The organism is Pontibacter sp. 13R65 (assembly GCF_047525655.1).
In the GTDB taxonomy this organism is placed as follows: domain Bacteria; phylum Bacteroidota; class Bacteroidia; order Cytophagales; family Hymenobacteraceae; genus Pontibacter.
The window spans coordinates 226829-245205 of record NZ_JBLIQL010000003.1; the positions used below are offsets into that span (position 1 = coordinate 226829).

Consider the following 18377-nt stretch of genomic DNA (forward strand, 5'->3'; position numbering starts at 1 on the left):
TCCTCTCCTGCTACTGTACTCGCCTGTTGGCGTTGGTGTTGTTGCTGCCACCGCCAAAGATCTTCTGAAACGCCGCTTTCACTGGTCCTGGCTCTGCACTCTTCACCAGAAAAGTATTAAGTTCTGTGAGTTGCTGCAGGATTTGCTGCTGAATCTGGGCATCAGTCTCCATTTTTTTCAGGAGGCGCTCATTCGTGGTGCTTATGTTTTCTGAAAGTTGCCGCTGCTGCGTGTTCAGGTTGTTTTGCTGCTGGTTCAGGTTCTCGAAAGGCCGCATATAGTCGACAATGCGCTGGTATACGTTGTCTTCGTTCAGCAGCCTGAAATGCTCCTGCCATTTGGCGTAGGCATTCTGTGCATCCCGCTCCTGGTGTTGCAGGCGCGCTTCCATCAGGTCGGTCAGTTTAAGGGCGGCTTTATCGAAATACTGTTCGGTGCGGCTGGCAATGTTGTTAAGTTCCTGCTCGTGCTTGCCAAAAAAGTTTACCTGCCGCTGAATCGATTCATCGTGTTTCTGTAGGTAGCCTGGCACCTTATCAAAGCCTTCCTGCAAGCTTGTGAGCCGCGAGAGCACCTGCTCGATGTTATTGGTAAGAGCAGCACCTTTCTCTACCGACTGGTTCAGCGCCTCTTGGTATTTCATAAAATTCATGAAGAGCTTTTCACTCTCTTTTATCTTATCAAACACCATCATGTTGGCATTGGCCATTTGCGTAAAGCCAATCTCATCCAGCTTCTGAATAAATTCCTTCTGCACACTGATGTTCTCCGTCAGGCTATCCACAATGGGCCTGAAACCTAAAATCTTATCCAGGAAATCTTTGTTGAACGAGTCGAGCACCGACTTCAGGTTACCGAGGCTAGCGGCCATGTCGGAGTTGAGCTTGGGCAGCAGGTTGGTTTGCAGAAAAGTATAGTAGGCGTTTTTCTGCATATCGCGTTTGCTGCGGGCATTTTTGAGCGCTTGGTTCCCCATCAGCGTGAGTAAGAGCCCCAGAAAGCTACCCGCCATGGCAATTAGAACCCCAAAAAGGAAGGAAGGAATGTTCTGATCTGTAATGAAAGGAGAAAGCGCTTCAACACCCTCTACTGCCTCTGGTGCCCGGAGGCCGCTCCATACCAGGCTCGACAGTCCGATAATTACACCCGAAAAGGTACCCAGCAAACCTACATAAAGGGGCGTGGCAATAGTAGCCTGCACCTCCGCATCCAAGGCTTCCGAGTGCCGCTCCGACACATCTTTCAATATCTCGAAATCGGCGGCGGCTCCTTTGTTGCGTTTCAGGTACTCGTTGGTGCTCTTTACTATTTTGCTGAAAGTGGGCGACGGGTTGCTTACCTCCAGCAGATCGAACGCCACCGGTTCCTGGCTAAGGCCAATCTCGTTGGCAGGAGCAGCAGGCGGGGCCTCTTCCACAAAGAGTATTTTGCCATCTTCAAGCAGCTTCCGGAGCCTTTCTTTGGCTACGTTGTACTGCTGCACCGCCTCCCCGTTTCGCGCATCAATTCGAATTTCATCTTTATCAACCCGAATGGCTCGTATTACGACCGGATTGTGCAGCGAATATTCCTTGAATGGTTTACCTGCCAGTAGTTCTTCCCACTGCTGCTGCAAACTGGCCCCACCAGCCGTGGTTGCCCCGGCTCCGTTCGCCAGCACACTTTCTTTTACCGACAGCTGATGCTCCGAAGGATATAACTCATCAATCGTTCTGATCTTCTGCTTGTTCCCCTTGTACACATACAACTGGTAACCCAGAATAATCAGGATCAATACTGTTTCAATGAGAAATATACCTTCCATGGCTTTTTAAATTTTGAATGAGTGATTGAGTGGGTGAGGGAACATTTAATTTGGAAATTCTTAAATTTTCACATCACACCTCTACTCTTTCAGAATTAAGAATTCATTCATCCATTTAATCACTCTTTCAAAATTGAAATTCACTCAATCACTCATTCAAAATTAAAACGAAGAGTCTTATCTGAAATCTATTTTTGCTTTTTCCTGAATGCGCCAGCCGTTGCCAACTCTGGCCAGAATGCCATCGTTTTGCAGTACTACCTGACTTACCTTCCGATTAGATGGCTTTTCGAAGCTGAAGGCGTTCTCTAGACGGTCGATTCCCTGCGATATCACAAAGGCCTGGTTGCCGGACAGGTTAAAGCGGTAACGGGTGGTGTTGCTGTTGCCATCTTGCGGCGTGTCTACCTCCAGGTAACTGTCGGAGTCGGGCTGCTGCTGCAGTTGATGTTGCTTTATAACACCGTCTTCCGGAATAATGGCATATTGCCTGGTAGCTCGTGCTGGCCTGCGCTCCTGTTGCTGTTCCCGCTGCTCTCTTTTCTCCTGCTGTTGTTCCCGCTGGTCTATTCTCTCCTGCTCCGGCTCTCTACGTTCCTGCTGTTGTTCCCGCTGGTTTCTTCGTTCCCGTTGCTCGCCCTGCTGCCCCTTCGGCTCCCGCTGCTCACGTGGCTCCCGCTGTTCTCTATGCTGAGACCTTGGAGTGCTGGCAATATTTATTTCTGCAGCACCTGGCTCATCGCTTGCCACGCTGCGTGACCGCTGTTGTGGCACTGGCTGCTCAGCTTGGTCTGTTTGCTGCGGTTTTTTAAACTCGTTGCGTCTTTTAGGCTGCCGGGGCTGCTGTGGCTCCTGCTGTGTATCAGTTGCTCTGCCAGGAACGGTTGTCATGACGCGGGAAGTTTGGGGCACAGGTTTAGCTGCAGGAGCAGACTCTTGGCGCTTGCCGCCCCCTCTGCTGGCCATTCCCCGGATCTCGCTCAGTTGATGTTCCAGAATGCTGTTGCGATCTTTTAAACGCTCCAGTTTACCAGATAAAGCTCTGTTATAAGTATTTACTTTGAGTAAGGCAACAACTGCCACCAAAATGGCTACAATGCTCACTATAATCGATGCGTATTCCATACACCACTTGCTTAGTTAAGAAGTTTATTTTCTAAAAAGTCACATGTGTAAGCTCCGCTACTTAGCTGGCTACCACTTGTGCCGGTTCGTTTTACAAAAATCGTTATTCTGAATTGGCTTTTGCCCTTGAGCCATTTTTGGCAAAATTACCTCCCGAAGATCAATTTCATTAGAATAATTTAATGGGTTCCGCCAAATTCAAAATTAGAAATTAAAAATTAAGAAAAGCTTAGGAAGCAGCCTGTGCCTCTAAAAGTCCTTTGCCTTGTGTCCTATGTCTTGTTTCTCTAAAAACACCTCCGGAAGGCCTATTTCATTAGAATAATTTGCAAAAGCAAATCACTCACAGGTCCGGACGACGCTGTGAGTGATCTTTTGCTAATGTTGCTGCTGCTGAAACAACTCTCTTGAAAGCAGGTACAGCGACTGCTTGAGCGGCATAAAGAACATGGTCTCCGGCAATTGCTCCCGGTCGCTCAGGCCGCGCAGTGTGTCTTCCAGCACCATGGTCAGGCTATCCTGCATGTTGGCGCGCATAAAGTCCAGCACCTGCAGCGGGTCTACCTCCACGCCCATAGTTCGCATGAGCGGGGCCACATCGTCATCGTCGAGCAGCAGTTGGAGGCAATCCATTACATTGTCGAGTACTTCCTGGCGAAGCGTGCCTGTCACCTGGCTTTTGTTCACCACTTTCAGGGCATCTTCTTCGGTAGCAGCACCTGTCGGACGGATGATCGGAATATCGGTGAGGTCGGAGAGGTTAGTGCCTTCCAGGGCCATAGCGCCTCCGTTAGCCGTAACCTGCTTCGGATTATCGACAAGCACGAGTTTAAAGTTGGCCGGCGGCTCCTGCCCCGTTACCTTCTTAAACACCAGCTTGGCATAACGCTCTACATTAGATAAGTTGTTGCCCGCACTCAGCAATTTAATGTACAAGCTGCCCTGCCCACTGAAGCAGATGTAACGCGGAGTCTGCACGTCCAGCTGCTTCACGAGCTGTGCCAGGTGGTACATCAGCGCCCCGAAGTGCAGGTAAAACATCAGGCGTAGTTGCCGTGCCTGCAGGAGCTGTGAGCTGTAATGCAGTTCTTTGTCGTAGCTGAACAACAAGCTGGTAATGTCGGCGGAGCTGAAATCCGGGTTATCGAGGGCTGTTTCGAGGAACTTGCGGTACTCCTTGCCTTCTTCTGTAAGCGGAATCTGCAGCACATGCGCCACGCCATATTGCAGCAGGCCGTTGTCTTTGCTGGTTTTTACAGTGGCAAAGCCATCGCCCCACAAATCGTTGCCGGCAAAGCGGAAGGAGGAGCTGTGCGAAGGCTTGCGGTTAGTGAACAGCAGCACATCGGTAGTGCCACCTCCAATGTCCACGTTTATCAGATTCTCATCCTGACTCGGCACCACGGCCCCGGTTCTGGACAGGAAGTAATACGGTGCCACCGATTCGGTAATGCACACGGTTGTTCTGCTGTTGCGGAAGACTTTGTTGTACACGCCATCCCACACGTTCTGGAACATGTTGCGTGAGTACTCATCGAAACTCAGCGGTGCGAACCACACAATTTTGGTGCTGGTCACGTTGCCGTTGTTAAGCACCACCTTGTTGCGGAGCAGCAGCATAATTTCGGTAAAGAAGGCTTCGATGCGCCGTTTGCCGGTGTTGGTCAGCGTTTCACTCCATTTCAGGTCGGTGTGGTAGGTCTGCTTGTACTGGTCCTGGTGCGTGCCTTCTGTATTGATGGAGAACCCAATGTTGATGTTGCCGAACAGGTTCGGAATCTGGTTCTCAAAGTCGATAGATTCGCAGGTGGCCGTGCGTGTTGGGAAAGAGTAGAGCGAACCGCCAGAGCCAATGATCAACGGAATAAACTCCCGCTTCAGCAAAGTCTCCACCGCAAACAACCTGCCGTAGCCCCGCTTATGGTAGCGCTGGTAATCAGTAAGCGATGGATCGTCGGAAGGCTTGTTGAGCATAACGAGCTGCAGGTCGTTGGCCGTAATGGCAAACTCTTTTGGGGCCTGGTTCGCGCCGGAGGTGTAGGCGATGTGCGTGTTGGAGGTACCAAAATCGACAGCAAAAGTAAAGTTATGGATACCCTGCTGCACCTCCTGGAAACGTGGCACAATCAAGGCTCTGCCTGATATATCTACGCCTGCGTGATTGAATTCGGCAAAATCAAAGTGCGTGCCTTTAATCTCGTAATAGGTGCTACCCGCGCTGCTGTTGCTCTTTTTAGTACGCCGATGTGCTGTGGCCGAGATAATGCCTCCACCAGCCTCCAGTTGCTTGCCGCCTGCAAAAAACGACAGGTCGTGGTTCCGGTTCACCAGCAGCGGATCGATGTCCTCATCCACCAGCATCACCTTATAAAAATCGTTGTAAGCCGGCGTGTCTGTAAACTTGTAGAACGGGAATATGCCCAGTCCCACCCTCGATTTCAGGATGTGTCCTTTCTCCGGTATCAGCTGGCCACTGGCATCTTTGGGGTTCAGCGGATTGTCGTAATAGCTGCGCTCATACACCACGCTTCCGCTCTCGGTTGGCACTTGCAGCGTAACCCGCACATGGTTTACATCTATGTAAAAAGTAAGGTGATTCGCCAGATCCTGCGCTGTAAAATATTCAAAATACAGGCTCGTGATGGGCAGCAGGTAGTTAAACGATTTTTCGGTTACGCCCGGCTGGTACACCACTGTGCCGCTGTAAAAGCGGTCGGTGTTTACCTCGTAAGGCACCTGCACCAGGGTCTCCTGCAACAAGTCGTTGATGGTGAGGTAAGGGTAGTTAAAGCCTACACCAGGCAAAGAGCGAGTGGGGATAGCTTTAGCATCGGAGTAGCCTACGCTGGTGTTGGCAGGCCAGGGCAGGTTGTTAACATATTTTACATTGGGAGCCAGCCGTAGTTCCGGTTTCAGCACAATAGGGCGCTCGCCTGCAAATGCCTGGTTGGTAGGGCGCAGGAACAGGTCGCTGCTCGTAACAGCAGTCTGGTCTTTTCGCACCAAAAACGTCAGGTGTCCTACATGCACCGGGTTCTGCTGGAAATCCACCAGAGGTGCAAAATCAGCGGCCAGCGCATTGGCTCCTACTGCTCCCGACATGGCCAGGCTACGCAGCAGGCTCTCGTCGAGGGTACTGTACACCGCCGGAAACGCCTGGACATAAGCCGGGTTAGAGGCAAAGAGCTTATGCACATATTCTTTAAAATCCTGCGCGCGCTCCTGCAGCCCTACATAGCGGTTATCGAAGTACACGCCCGCATTCTGTGCCCGGTTTATAGTGAGCGGCTGCACATTCGGGGACACAAACAGAAAAGTGAGCGGCGATGTCCCCCCGATCAATTGCATTTGTCTGTCGCTGGTTTCGAAGTAAAAAAGGAAGATATCTTCTATGCCCCGGAAGCGGGTGTCGTTGAGGAACAGGTCCAGCGTTTTGCCAAGCAGGTGTGTGCCCGGGTTGGCTTTCATGGCCGCCAGTTGCTGCTGCTTGTTCCAGCGCCGCACAATTAACTTATTGCCGGCCTGGGCATAGCTTTCGTGGTTGTAGAGCAGTTCCCACATATCCCAGAAATGAGTTACCATTTTGTGGTAAATGCTGCTTTTGGTATCGGCCACCCCCTGTCGCACAAAATCGAATGCCGTTTCGAACAAGTGCATCCGGGCAAAAGGTGTTGGAATAGAAGCGTTTATTTTCTGTGCTCTGCCCCCGGCACCATCTACTATATCTTTAATTTCGGTACTGGTTATCTGGCTTGTTTTAGCCCAACCTTCTACGTTAGATCCGGTTTTATGAAGACGAAGTACTTTCGGCATATTGAGTCTGTTTAGGTAAAGTTTCTCTGAATCAGGATTTCCATGATTAAAAGATGTTCAGGATTTTTTTTATTTCTCCTTCCGATCTATCTTTTGTCCTGCTTCAGGTGAAAAAGCTTACTATTTTCTTTTTGTCTCTAATTATTCTAATGAAATTGGTCTCCCGGAGCCGTCTACTCCCAATCATCCCTCCCCCATTGTCATCCTGAAAGGATCTTGTGGGCGAGATCCGAAAACGATAGCTACTCCCGCACATCCAGAAACATCAAAAAAGGATTCTCTGCTTTGATTAATTCTAATTTGGCTTCTCTGCTCATGTTCTTAATTTCCTTCTCCCGTTCAATAGCGTGTTGTACGTGAGTGTAACGTTCGTAGTACAGCAGCTTATAGCAATAGTAGCGTCCGGCAAAGGAGTCTGGCTTTCCCCGATTCTGCCTATGCTGCTCCAATCTTGCGCTGAGATCATTTGTTACACCTACATACAAAACCTTTTACTAGGATTGGTCGTGATGTAAACGAAATAGTTGTGATCTTTCATAGCTAACGTTTCTGCTTCTCGCCCACAAGATCCTTTCAGGATGACAAAAAAGAAAGGAGTAGCGCAGCGCGACCTAAGCGTACTTCAGCTTACTGTCTACCAGAGCTTCCGTAGCGGCTTCAAAGGCTTTGATAGTCGCTTTATAGGCATCGCGGTCGGAGATGGATTCGGAGGCACGGTTCAGTTCTTTTACGAAGGCGCCCTGGTGAATCCCTTTGTTCAGGAAACCTGTCTCTACCTGCTTGTCGGCCACCATACGGTTAAAGTCCGTCTCGTTTATGTTGAGGGCGGCAAAGGTTCGGTCTTTCCGGCTCAGCTCCTTCAGCCAGGTCTGGTAACCAAAATCAGGGTGCGTCAGAAACTTGTTCAGTTCTTTAAAGACCGGCTCGTTCCGGAGGGCGCTGGTTAGGTCTACGCCTTTGGCATAGGCCGCCTGTGCATCATCGGGCATGTGAGCGGTATAGTAGCGTTCAAAATAGTGGAAACGGATGAGCTGCTTTGCAATCCGGTCGCGGGTCTCCTGATCGAGGTGCGAGAATTGCACATTGCTTACATCTTCGCGCAAGCCAAACTCATGGTACACCTCCCCTCCCGACAGCTCATTATCAGAGTAATCCATAAAGTCTACAATCGCCAGGGCACTCAGCAGCTCCACCAGGTGCGCATCATTTTTCTGACTGGCACGGCCAGGGTTGTTTTCCAGCGGCTTATCAGGGGTATCGCCCATGTAATACACGGCATTTACACCGCCCAGGTGGTGCTGGTAGTACGACAGGGCATCTTTAGCTTTGGTAGTGAAGGCGTTGGAGTCGATAAAGTCGGCCTGAACACCTGCTGCAGGTTGCTCCAGCGAGAAGTAGGGCAACACCACCATCGCTCCGGTCAGCGCGCTGTTCAGGCTGGCGGCGTTGGGGAGTGTGGTGTGCACATCTTTAAAGTTCTTGAGCAGCAGCGGAAAACCGGCTGCACCTGTTCCTCCAAAAATAGAACTCACAAAAAAGATGCGGTCACCGGCCTGAAAGTTGGAGGCGAAAAAACGCATCTCAGGCGAATCGATGATCTCGTTGAGCACCACACTGCCCACGTTCGGGCTACCTCTGAAACCGACATCCAGGCTGTTGCTCAGGTTCTCGGGCGTAAACAATAAATCTACGAGTGCCTGGCTGTCTATGTCAAGCTGGTTGTAGCCTACATGGTCTTTAAACGGTTTGTTGATGCCGCCAAAGTCGTACACAAAGCTATCCCTGATCTTGCCTGTGCCGTCGCCGGCAATGCTGGAGAGTGTACTGATATCGGTATGAAAGAAACCTTCGTCTCTTCTTCCGAGCCCATCGTGCAGGTGCTTATAGGTCTTAAGCAGCTCAACCGTGCGGTTCATATCGCCGTTCTGGGTGTCGGGGTCAATTATAATAGGTACTATTTTATCACAGTTCTGAATCTTGACACCGGCGGCCATCAGCATCACCAGCGAGCGGATAACTCTGGAACCTGTGCCACCAATTCCGAATACAAAAAGCTTTGCCATAGGTTATCGTTTATGAGGCCATTTCATGGGGGTTGTCCATGCCTGCACAGAGCCTCTTTTCAGGAGTATAGAGAAAACAAAAAATAAAATCAGGCTATATACCATGTTCACAAAGGCAAACATGTAGGTATAGGAGTGCGATTCAATGCCATTGCTGTTAACCTGAACAATAGGTATGATAAACGCGATTATGGCATTGAGCACCAGGAAGAGCACCCAGTGCTGAGTTTTGTAGAACCCGGTGCTCATCATGCGGTTCAGCACATAATAATAGATTACCACCAGCACCAGCGAGATTATAAAAAGCTGCAGACCCGTGTTTGGAAAAACCACCTCCCGGTAGTCGTTCGTAAAGTTTGCAGGCATAGGCCGGCCTAAAAAGAGCTCATAAAGCCCGGAGAAAAAGTTCTGTATCATACTTAATCTGCTTTGTTAAAATCCATGGTTAAACTGAATACGTGCTTACGCTGATCCCGGTACAAGGCTTGAACACCATCTATTATTTTGTTGAACTGATACGTTTTCTTTGGGTCTGCTGCCGGGTCGTTGTCGTTTTCAGTAGACCAGTTTTCGATCCAGGTAGGCACCAGCTGTGGCAGTTGGAGAGCTATAGAACCTTTGTTAGCGGTAAGCTGCGGCACGTTTACCTGCACAAAATGCGTGTAAGTACTCAGGTCGGGCATGGCTTTATTATCTTCGGTAGCAGCCTTAATTTCTCCTAAAGAAGCCCGGCAACCGTTCGCGGCCAGTTTCAGGTTTCGCTCCAGGTACTTTACCTCCTGCATCGAGGCCGGCAGCGTGCTTAAATCAAGACCGATGGTAAAGGCTACCGGCTCCTCCGTTTTCGGCTGCATATTAACCGAGGTGCAGGTTTCGGCGGTGCGGGAGGTGCAGTACACAATGCCAGTTGGCCTGAACTCCTTCGACTTTAAAACGGCCGAATAAGGCAGCCTAGTATACCCGAAGCCAAAGTAGGCCTGTTGCGCGGGCAGGTTGCGCAGCACTTTATTGATAACTACCTGCACCTCCTCCTGCTTGCCAATTACCCAGATGTAGTAAGGAATTGCCTCGCCATCGAGCTTTCTGCTGACAGCCGGCTTTTTAACGGCCGGATAGTAAGAGCCATAAAACGAAGAAGCATCGGCCAGCACAGCCACCACCAGCCCCTTGTGCTCTGCCAGCTTCAGGCTGCTCCTGATGTCTGAGTCCAGAGAAATGAATTGCCCCTGATCCCGCGGATCCGGGCCATGTATAAAGTCTGAGATAATGATGCTGACAGTGTTTTGTGCGACCGAATTTTCGAGGGCGGCCTGTAGCATGGCAGGCAGAGGAGTTCCCAGCACATTGGCTTTGATGCCGCTCACCACTGTGCTCTTGAGGGTATTGTAAGACACGCTGTCGAGCACCGGGCGGCCCTGGTTATCCTGCTTGGCCAGGTAATAGCTTTTCGAATCCACATAAATTCCGTCCTGTACTTCAGAGATCATTTTGTTCAGGCGGCTCTGGAACTCGGTGGGTTTTCTACCGGCTTCGGCAGGCGGCATAAAGCCTTTCATGCCGTTCGATACCTCCAGGTACAGGTTTACATCTACTTTGGAACTTTCGGCTGGCGCTGTGGCCGTAGGGCGCGGCTCGTCTTTCTTTTCAACTGTAGTGGTAGTTTCGGTTTCTTCGCCACTGCTTTCTTTTTTGTAGCAACCAGAAACAACCAGCAGCAAGCTCAGCAGCAAATAAAAGCTGCTTACAGACTTTGTTATAGGCATGTAGTTAATTTAGACTTTAGTTTTAGAAGTTAAGCATGAGGACAAATATCTTACCACTCGATAAACGCTTGTAAATCAGCAGGCAGCATGTGCCTACATGTAAATCTATAAAAATTAATCTGATCTCCTACTTCTTCACTTAGCTCATTAAAGCTGTCCGGCAGGTGCACGCGCACTTACCGGAAATCCTATGAACGATTTCTTAAACGATTAGATACAGGTGCTATTATATATTATTTCCACCATCTAATAAGAAGCCTGCAAATCAAATGTTTACAGTTTTAGATGAGGCAGTGCTTTCTGTTGAAAGACCTCGGCATGTTGAGCTGAAAAATGCCTCTGGAAGGCAGTTTTCATTAGATTAATTTAGCAGAATGCTAATCTTAAAACAATGTATTGCGGCAGGAGGCTACAGAGCAGGCACCTTTACCAGGTGCACGCTTTGACGCTAAACTGTCTGAGCGTTCAGCGAGTTTTTAGCGTCTTGATTTTTTTGGTTCTTTTTGTATCAAGACAAAAAGAACAAAGACTTCAGCTATGCAATAACTTCACGTTGCTATCAAAGCTAATACAGAAGCTATGCGAACTTAGACCCTGATCTGCCATTGCTAAAGCTTATCGCCCACACTATAGAGTTAAACTGTCGACATGAAAGTACGAGCTACAAGCTCGCACTAGCGAGGGAACTTAGACTAAAAGCCACTAGTCTCTGCTTTTGCCTCTCGCCCACAAGATCCTTTCAGGATGACAAAGTGGAGAAGATAGCATACTAGAAATCAAGAGAGAAAAAAGGCTGAGCGATTTGTTGAGGAAAAAGCCTCAGGAAGGCCATTTTTATTAGAATAATTCACCTGCTGACGTGGTGGGAGTTCTATTTCAAACAAATCCCTATTCAGGCAAAAATCTAAAAAAGAGACAATTGTAACGAAACTGCAACAGGGGCAGCATGGGAAACTGGCGCAGCAAAGTTGCCGGAATTAGTGATTGTATATACTGGGGTTTCCTCGTACCTAGAAGCCACTACCACTTCTGTACCACCGGCATGCGCTGTAAAAAGCTCTGCCACCAGTTTGGGGCAGTTGTTTTCTTTAGAAAGGTGCCCGAGCAGCAGGTGGCTCATAAAAGGAGGTTTGTAACCCGTAAAAAGCGTCAGCGCCTGCTTGTTGGATAAGTGGCCTCTGTTGCCGCTGATACGCCGCTTCAGGTGGTAAGGGTAGTGCCCGTTCTGGAGCATGGTTTCGCAGTAGTTGGATTCCAGAATCGCGGCATGGCACTGCTGGAAATGGGAAATGACGTGGTCGCAGGGGGTGCCAATGTCGGTAAACACTCCTACTTTTACATCGTGGCAGGCTACTATAAAGCTGTGCGGGTCTGCTGCATCGTGGAATTTAGGAAAAGCGGTGATGCTAAGCTCGCCAATCTGTACCGGCTCATAGGCGTTGAACGAGAAGAGTTGCAGACCACTATAGTCGCAGCGGGAGTAGCGCTCGGTATCGGGGGTAATGTAAACGGGTAATTTGTATTTTTTGGCCAGCACCGCAATGCCCTTGATGTGATCGGAGTGCTCATGCGATACAAATATCGCTTTTACCTTGCTCATGCTCAACCCTAGGCGGGCCATACGCCTTTCGGTTTCGCGGCACGATATGCCTGCATCTACTAAAACAGCCTCCTGCGCATTGCCTACATAATAGCAATTTCCGTTACTCCCCGAGTTTAGCGATGTGATATACAATTCCATAGAAATACAAAGTAACCGGATTTTATGCTTTTATTCAACCACAAGCGCCAGCTTTTCAGACTGGCTAGAGCCTGTGCTCAAGGCTTTCCAATTTGAACAAGGGCATAAAACTGCCATAGTGGTGTTACCAGTTATCTACATGTTGCCAAGCAGCAAAAGTTCATGGCTTCCAAAATAAAACTTACTTCTCCAACAGCAGCAAAGCCTTAGTAGCTCAGCTCCAGCAACTTAAAACTTAGTTCAGCAGCTCATCAAATGTGAGCGACACGTAGTAAATGGCGCCAATATAAGGTCCGCCATACACTTGCCTGAAACGGTTGTTGGTGAGGTTGGAGCCGCCTATCTTCACAATGGTTTTGTAAGCGGGCAACTTGTAACTTACCTGCGCATCGAGGGTGTAGTAGCTGGGAATAACAGCATCGTTGATGCCAGCAATAAAAGCTGATTGCCAGTTGTAGGCCCCAGACCACCGGTAATTTATGCTAAAGCCTGTATTGCGGTAGAAGTCCCGGTTACTCAGCATGAGGTTGTACTTCCATTCCGGTGTGTTAAAGGCAGGAATCTGATCCGGATCCACGGTATCACCTAAATCCAGCTTGTTCCAATTGGCGTTGCCACCCAGGCTGTACCCTTTTACAACATACGTGAGACCAAGGGAGGCGCCCTGAGCCGATACCCGCTGACTGGCATTGGTGTAGAGCTGGTAAGGCTGGTAACGTCCGAGTGCAATGTCTGAGGCAGCGCCAAGCCTTTGTGATTGTATGTCGCTTGGGGTTTGCACCACCGTAGTGCCCAAAATAAAGTCGCGGTAGGAGCTGTAGTAATAGTTCAAGTCCAGGAGCAACGATTTGCTGAACAGGAGCCCCTTGTACCCTACCTCATACGCCTGCACCTGTTCCGGTTTTACGTAGGCCACGTCGGCTGCCTGCAATAAGCCAGCATGCTCCACCACTGCCCTTTCGCTACTGGTGCCGCTTGCTATCTCCTGCGATACCCTATTGCTAAAAGCCTGCACCGAAGACAGCGCAATGGCATTGGCTCCCTGCCCATACAAATTCATGCCGCTGCTATTGGCAGGCACCCCTCCTACCAGTATGGCTTGGCCCACATTCAGAAAAATGAATTGGTCCTGTGTGGTTGGGTTGCGAAAGCCGGTCTGGTAAGAGGCTCTGAAATTATGATTTTCTGCCAGGGTATACACAACCGATGCCCGTGGTGTAAAGCGGCCTGTAAAGTTTTCATTTTTATCGTACCGGATAGAGCCCGTTAGTTTCAGCTTATCGGACAGCAGCCTCTTAATGGCTTGCACATAGGCCCCGTACTCATATATGGTGATGTCGTTGCCGGTGGTATCGCTGAAAATGGTGCCGTTGGAGTTCAGGTCGTAGAGGCGGTAACTCCCTCCTACCTGCAAGTCGAGCAGTCTGGCAGTCCAGCGGCTGAGGTCGTACTGTCCTTCGGTATGGTACATTTTAGTCTGATCATCGAACTGCGCGCCTCTTCTGAAGTCGGGGGTGCCGGCCACGCGTTTTTTTTCACGCTCGAATTCTTCTGTGCCAGGTAACAAGCGGCCACGGTCTGCAAAGCTACGGGCCACAGCATGATCTCCGGGTGCAATGCCTTGTTGCTCAAACATACCCAAGTACGCCACCGCATACTCCTGAAACCATTGCAAATCGCTTTTCCAAGCACGGTTCAGGTTAAGCGCCAGAAAACGGGAGTCGTAGGAGTCGCCGGAGTTTTCAAGTGTGGCATAGGCTCGCACAAAAAAATGAGTCCCCTTTAGCTCCAGTTTATGCTGTTGCAGCCTGAAATTTTTGATAGCATAACGATTGGCGCCCTGGTAAACAGAGGTTCCGGAACCGATTTTATAATGATAAATGGCCTCTGTACCCTCCGAAAGCCGATAGTGCAGAGCAGCATCCGCTTTTAAACTATAGGTGTTGTAGTCTACCATATCCACCTCCCTATACCCGGTTCTGGCAACCCGCACCGGCGCCCCGCCCGGGCCAATCGGTAAGCTGGTGACGGCTTCATCGCCATACACATTTAGCGCATTATAAGCCGGATTAGTGGCCGGAGTGCCTGCCTGTTGGTAGGTAAGCGGGTCTACGTTTTTGGTGCTGTTGGCGTGCCAGTCGTGGGCCGTCATGTAAGAGAGGTTGACTTTGAAGGCAAAGAGGTTTCTATAGGCTTTGGCATAACGGAACATGGCCTCGTACATAGGCTTAACCGACACGCCCGAATCGTTTACGTGGTTTACTCCCAGCCGCACCATGGCACTGAAGCCTTGGTAATCGAAGGGGTTTTTGCTCGTCATGGACAGCACCCCGTTGAAGGCATTGGGGCCGTAGAGCGCTGAGGCAGCGCCTGGTATTATTTCTACACCTTCGGCATCGAGGTCTGATAGGCCCACCAGGTTACCTATGGGCAGGTTCAGGCCAGGTGCCTGGTTATCCATACCATCTATGAACTGCACAAAACGGTTGTTGCTCGTGCTCATAAACCCCCGGGTATTCACTATCTTAAAACCCAGGCTGGTGGTAATCATATCCACCGTTTTCAGGTTTTGCAGCCCATCGTAAAAATTGGCGGCAGGTGTTTCGCGAATCGCTCTGCTGTCGAGTTTTTCCACGCTTACCGGAGATCGTAGAATATTCTCTTCCACCCGTGAGGCTGCTACCACCACTTCGGAGCCAAGCATGGCTGCTTCGCGGAGGCTTACCTGCAGGTTAGGCTGACTTTCGGTAATTTCCATTTCCTGGGACTCAAACCCTACAATAGAAAAAACCAGCCTGAAAGGAGTACTGGCAGTGGTGCTGAGGGAGTAATTACCACGCGAGTCGGTGCTGGTACCTATTACCTTCCCTTTCAGGTACACATTCACCCCAGCCAGTGCTTCGTTTGTTTTGGCACTTTTTACGGTACCGGCTACTGTTACAGGGGCTTGTGCAAAAGCACTCTCCGTGGCCATGAGTAAGCAGCCTAACAACATGACCCACTTTGTTTGTAAAGCATGTTTCATATAAAATTATTTAAATAGGAAAAGTAAAGATGTATTATCGGCGGCCCCTGGTGCTGCACCAGGCTGCAATCAGAAACTCTGAAAAAGAAGGGAGGCGTTTACAGAATCATCTCCCAAACGAAGGATTAGGACAGAGGAAAATGATGGTGAAGCAGCAATATTTTCCAATGATCGGAAAACGGCCGGAACATTATCGCAAGTAAGCCTAAGCTTTAATTAGCCATAGCACAGACTAACCAATAGCCTTTGGCTCCTGGTGGAGCAGGTTAAAAGTGGCTTAAAATTTACCGCTAAAAGTAAAGGACTAGAAAAGCTGAAAAAGCCTATAGGTTATGTAGTGCAGGGACTTGCCTATTTTACTCCCCTAAAATGCTATCCTAATTTAAATTATTTATGCTTATAAACAAATAATCACACTACTAATTGTTAGTTTTAAGTATCTACTTTCCAGGATAAAGCGCTTTGAAAGAGGCCTCTTAGCTTAAAGCAAAGAAAGGAGCAGCTAAGGACAATAACAGGATATTTGCACCCTCACCAGGCCTGAGGCTAAAATTGAAAAACGACCTCTGGAAGGCTGATTTTATTAGAAGAATTTGGTGGGCAGTTAAAGTAATGTATTGCGGAAGGCAGCAATAAAGAGAAAACTCCTGCCAGGTACACTAGATGAAAATAAATTTATTCTGCGTTGAGCGAGTTTCTGGTTCCCTGTCACTTTCGGTTTTTCCGATTTTTTCAGGGAGGGGTGCCGCAGACGATGTGGTTCCTTGTTTTAAGATTTAAAGACTAGAGGCGCCAGCCACAATACAGCTTCGAATTGCCATTACAGCAAGAAAAGACAATATGCTCACTTAAACGATATGCCATGGCCTTGGGTAAGGGTTCTTTCTTTACTGCTATCGCTGCTCCCTTTCGCGAATCATTTTCAGGAAGCCCTCTCGGTATGTTTCGCCAACCGGAATGGTGGTATCGCCAATGTAGATGGTATTTCCATCGACCATACTCACTTTATCAATGGAAATGATATAGGATTTGTGCACCCGGTAAAAAGGTGGCTGAGGTAACTGTTCCTCCAGGTCGCGGAGGGTTTGGTACGTCACCAGCCGTAGCCGTTGAGTAAAAATAGACACATAGTTCTTCAGTCCCTCCACATACAGCATTTCATTGAAATCAACACGTAGAAACTTATTTTTACTTTCGCCTTTTACAAACATAAAGTCGGGGGCCGCCGCCGGAACAAGCACCGGAGCCACAGGAGTTTGCTTAGCCAGTGTGGTCATAGCAACCTGCGCCTTGTGCACAGCACGCAAAAACCGATCGAAGGCGATGGGCTTCAGCAGATAATCGATCACATCCAGTTCGTAACCTTCAAGGGCATATTCGGGGTAGGCAGTGGTTAAAATAACACGGCACTTGTTTCCACAAATTTTCATAAACTGTATCCCAGTTAGTTCTGGCATCTGAATATCCAGAAACACGAGGTCTACTTTCCCATCCTGTACCCAACTTATGGCCTCTAAAGGGCTGGTGGTAGTGCCTACCAGCTCCAGGAAAGGCACCTTTCCAATGTAATCGGCCAAAATATTGGCAGCATATGCTTCATCGTCTACGGCAATACAGCGGATCATAAAATCAGATTTTTAAATTTACTACACTTCAGGTTAATGGTTCTGCACCTAGGTAAAACTGACATAACCACGCCAGCAACACACTTGTAATAGAGTGAATCTTTTGGAAATCGATAGCGTTTTTGTTAACTGAAGTAACACTTAAGATAAAATATTTTTCTTAAACTGGTTTTCTATCATCATTCTGCTGCGTCGCTCAGACACTCGCAGAAGCTGCGCACGCTGCGAGTTCCTTCCGGTACAATTTCAAATCTCCACTTTCTTCAATTTTCAAATTAAAAGAAGCATAGTAGCACCTTAAACCAATTATTCTAATGAAAAATGCCTTCCAAAGGCTTTTTTCATGCTCCAAAGGTTTGGGGTTTCGGGCCGCAAGCAGTTATTATTTTACTCCCGACAATAGTAAGCGGGTGTGGTAGGTGTGGTCAGTTTTTTGAATTTCGAGGTTGTAGGCATTGGGGTACAGCAGGTCGAGGCGACGGCGCACATTGGCAAGGCCGATGCCGGTGGTGTGGTCTTTTTGTTGTGTGCCGATGCGGTTAGTTACTTCAAAACAAAGCTGACTGCCACCTAACTGCAGGCTGATACGGACCGGCGCTTCCGGATCGTTTACAACGCCATGTTTTAGGGCATTTTCAACAAACTGTATAAGTACAAGCGAAGCCACCCGTTGCCCGTTCAGCGAACCTTCAATAGTAAAATCAACAAAAAAGTGCTGCTCAAAACGGAGCCGGAAAATATCGATGTAGTTATGCAGGTACTCCACTTCTTTCTGCAATGCTACTTTGCCATCCGTGCTCTCATGCAGCATGTAGCGCATCAGGTCAGATAGTTTAATAATGGCGCTGGCTAGTTTATCAGAAACCGGGTAAGCCAAAGAATAAATGTAGTTAAGTGTATTGTACAGGAAATGGGGGTTTATCTGGGTTTTCAGGAAGGCCAGCTCAGCTTTGGTTTTCTCCTGCTGCAGCACCAGGTTCTCCTGACTTTTTTCCTGTGCTTTTTCGAGGTTGTAAACAGCAGCAGCCATAAAAATGCCCGGCATGGCATAAAAAGAATTATCCTGAATATAAAAGGGCAAGGTGGGATCCTGATAATTGGAAAAGCCGAACCATACCGGAAACAATACCTCCTCTATGGTATACCGAAGCACTATAAAAATCGCTATTACGGCCAGCAGACCCAGCCCCAGGAGCCAGAGTTGCCGGTATTTCTGCCACAACGGAAACAAAAGCAGGTAACACAAATAAAACTCGATAAACCGTAGTAGATTGAAGTTCAACATCAGCAGTAGTCCCTCCTTAGAACCACGCAGCAGCAGCCCCTCCGCCAATGTGTAGGCGAATACCAGCACCCAACCCAATGTGTGCCACCGCCATTTATGTTTTAGAAGGTTTATTTCCATCCATCAAATTTAC

11 protein-coding genes are annotated in these 18377 nt (G+C 48.8%); all 11 read right to left on the reverse strand.

Translation table 11 applies throughout. The features are described from left to right. Positions 1-10: 10 nt before the first annotated feature. The 11 genes from ACMA1I_RS05400 to ACMA1I_RS05450 all read right to left on the reverse strand — a co-directional run bounded on the left by ACMA1I_RS05400 (position 11) and on the right by ACMA1I_RS05450 (position 18364). Complete coding sequence (locus tag ACMA1I_RS05400) at positions 11-1804, reverse strand: hypothetical protein (RefSeq protein WP_337067269.1); 1794 nt, start codon at positions 1802-1804, stop codon at positions 11-13. A gap of 177 nt (positions 1805-1981) precedes the next feature. Further along, positions 1982-2929: a hypothetical protein gene (locus ACMA1I_RS05405; RefSeq protein WP_337067270.1), complete on the reverse strand. Its 948-nt coding sequence runs from the start codon at positions 2927-2929 to the stop codon at positions 1982-1984. Positions 2930-3307: 378 nt separating this feature from the next. Then, a complete protein-coding gene (locus ACMA1I_RS05410; RefSeq protein WP_337067271.1) occupies positions 3308-6742 on the reverse strand; it encodes a hypothetical protein in 3435 nt (1144 codons plus the stop codon). Positions 6743-6984: 242 nt separating this feature from the next. After that, complete coding sequence (locus ACMA1I_RS05415; protein WP_337067272.1) at positions 6985-7191, reverse strand: hypothetical protein; 207 nt, start codon at positions 7189-7191, stop codon at positions 6985-6987. Positions 7192-7353: 162 nt separating this feature from the next. Further along, positions 7354-8805 carry a hypothetical protein gene (locus ACMA1I_RS05420; RefSeq protein WP_337067273.1) on the reverse strand — a complete coding sequence of 484 codons (1452 nt, stop codon included), beginning with the start codon at positions 8803-8805 and terminating at the stop codon, positions 7354-7356. 3 nt (positions 8806-8808) lie between these two features. Beyond that, positions 8809-9222, reverse strand: coding sequence for a hypothetical protein (locus ACMA1I_RS05425; protein ID WP_337067274.1), 414 nt, complete (start codon positions 9220-9222; stop codon positions 8809-8811). A gap of 2 nt (positions 9223-9224) precedes the next feature. Continuing rightward, positions 9225-10568, reverse strand: coding sequence for a hypothetical protein (locus tag ACMA1I_RS05430; protein ID WP_337067275.1), 1344 nt, complete (start codon positions 10566-10568; stop codon positions 9225-9227). Between the two features lie 904 nt (positions 10569-11472). Continuing rightward, on the reverse strand, positions 11473-12309 hold the full coding sequence (locus tag ACMA1I_RS05435; protein ID WP_337067276.1) for an MBL fold metallo-hydrolase: 837 nt from the start codon (positions 12307-12309) through the stop codon (positions 11473-11475). 235 nt (positions 12310-12544) lie between these two features. Further along, positions 12545-15334 carry a TonB-dependent receptor gene (locus tag ACMA1I_RS05440; protein WP_337067277.1) on the reverse strand — a complete coding sequence of 930 codons (2790 nt, stop codon included), beginning with the start codon at positions 15332-15334 and terminating at the stop codon, positions 12545-12547. Positions 15335-16227: 893 nt separating this feature from the next. After that, entirely contained in the window at positions 16228-16959 is a 732-nt protein-coding gene (locus ACMA1I_RS05445) for a LytTR family DNA-binding domain-containing protein (RefSeq protein WP_337067278.1), read from the reverse strand. Between the two features lie 382 nt (positions 16960-17341). Continuing rightward, entirely contained in the window at positions 17342-18364 is a 1023-nt protein-coding gene (locus ACMA1I_RS05450) for a sensor histidine kinase (protein WP_337067279.1), read from the reverse strand. Positions 18365-18377: the final 13 nt, after the last annotated feature.

Bases quoted from the DNA above. Each gene is read 5' to 3' on its own strand.
- ACMA1I_RS05400 (WP_337067269.1), bottom strand. From the start codon at position 1,804: ATGGAAGGTATATTTCTCATTGAAACAGTATTGATCCTGATTATTCTG.
- ACMA1I_RS05405 (WP_337067270.1), bottom strand. From the start codon at position 2,929: ATGGAATACGCATCGATTATAGTGAGCATTGTAGCCATTTTGGTGGCA.
- ACMA1I_RS05410 (WP_337067271.1), bottom strand. From the start codon at position 6,742: ATGCCGAAAGTACTTCGTCTTCATAAAACCGGATCTAACGTAGAAGGT.
- ACMA1I_RS05420 (WP_337067273.1), bottom strand. From the start codon at position 8,805: ATGGCAAAGCTTTTTGTATTCGGAATTGGTGGCACAGGTTCCAGAGTT.
- ACMA1I_RS05425 (WP_337067274.1), bottom strand. From the start codon at position 9,222: ATGATACAGAACTTTTTCTCCGGGCTTTATGAGCTCTTTTTAGGCCGG.
- ACMA1I_RS05430 (WP_337067275.1), bottom strand. From the start codon at position 10,568: ATGCCTATAACAAAGTCTGTAAGCAGCTTTTATTTGCTGCTGAGCTTG.
- ACMA1I_RS05435 (WP_337067276.1), bottom strand. From the start codon at position 12,309: ATGGAATTGTATATCACATCGCTAAACTCGGGGAGTAACGGAAATTGC.
- ACMA1I_RS05440 (WP_337067277.1), bottom strand. From the start codon at position 15,334: ATGAAACATGCTTTACAAACAAAGTGGGTCATGTTGTTAGGCTGCTTA.
- ACMA1I_RS05445 (WP_337067278.1), bottom strand. From the start codon at position 16,959: ATGATCCGCTGTATTGCCGTAGACGATGAAGCATATGCTGCCAATATT.
- ACMA1I_RS05450 (WP_337067279.1), bottom strand. From the start codon at position 18,364: ATGGAAATAAACCTTCTAAAACATAAATGGCGGTGGCACACATTGGGT.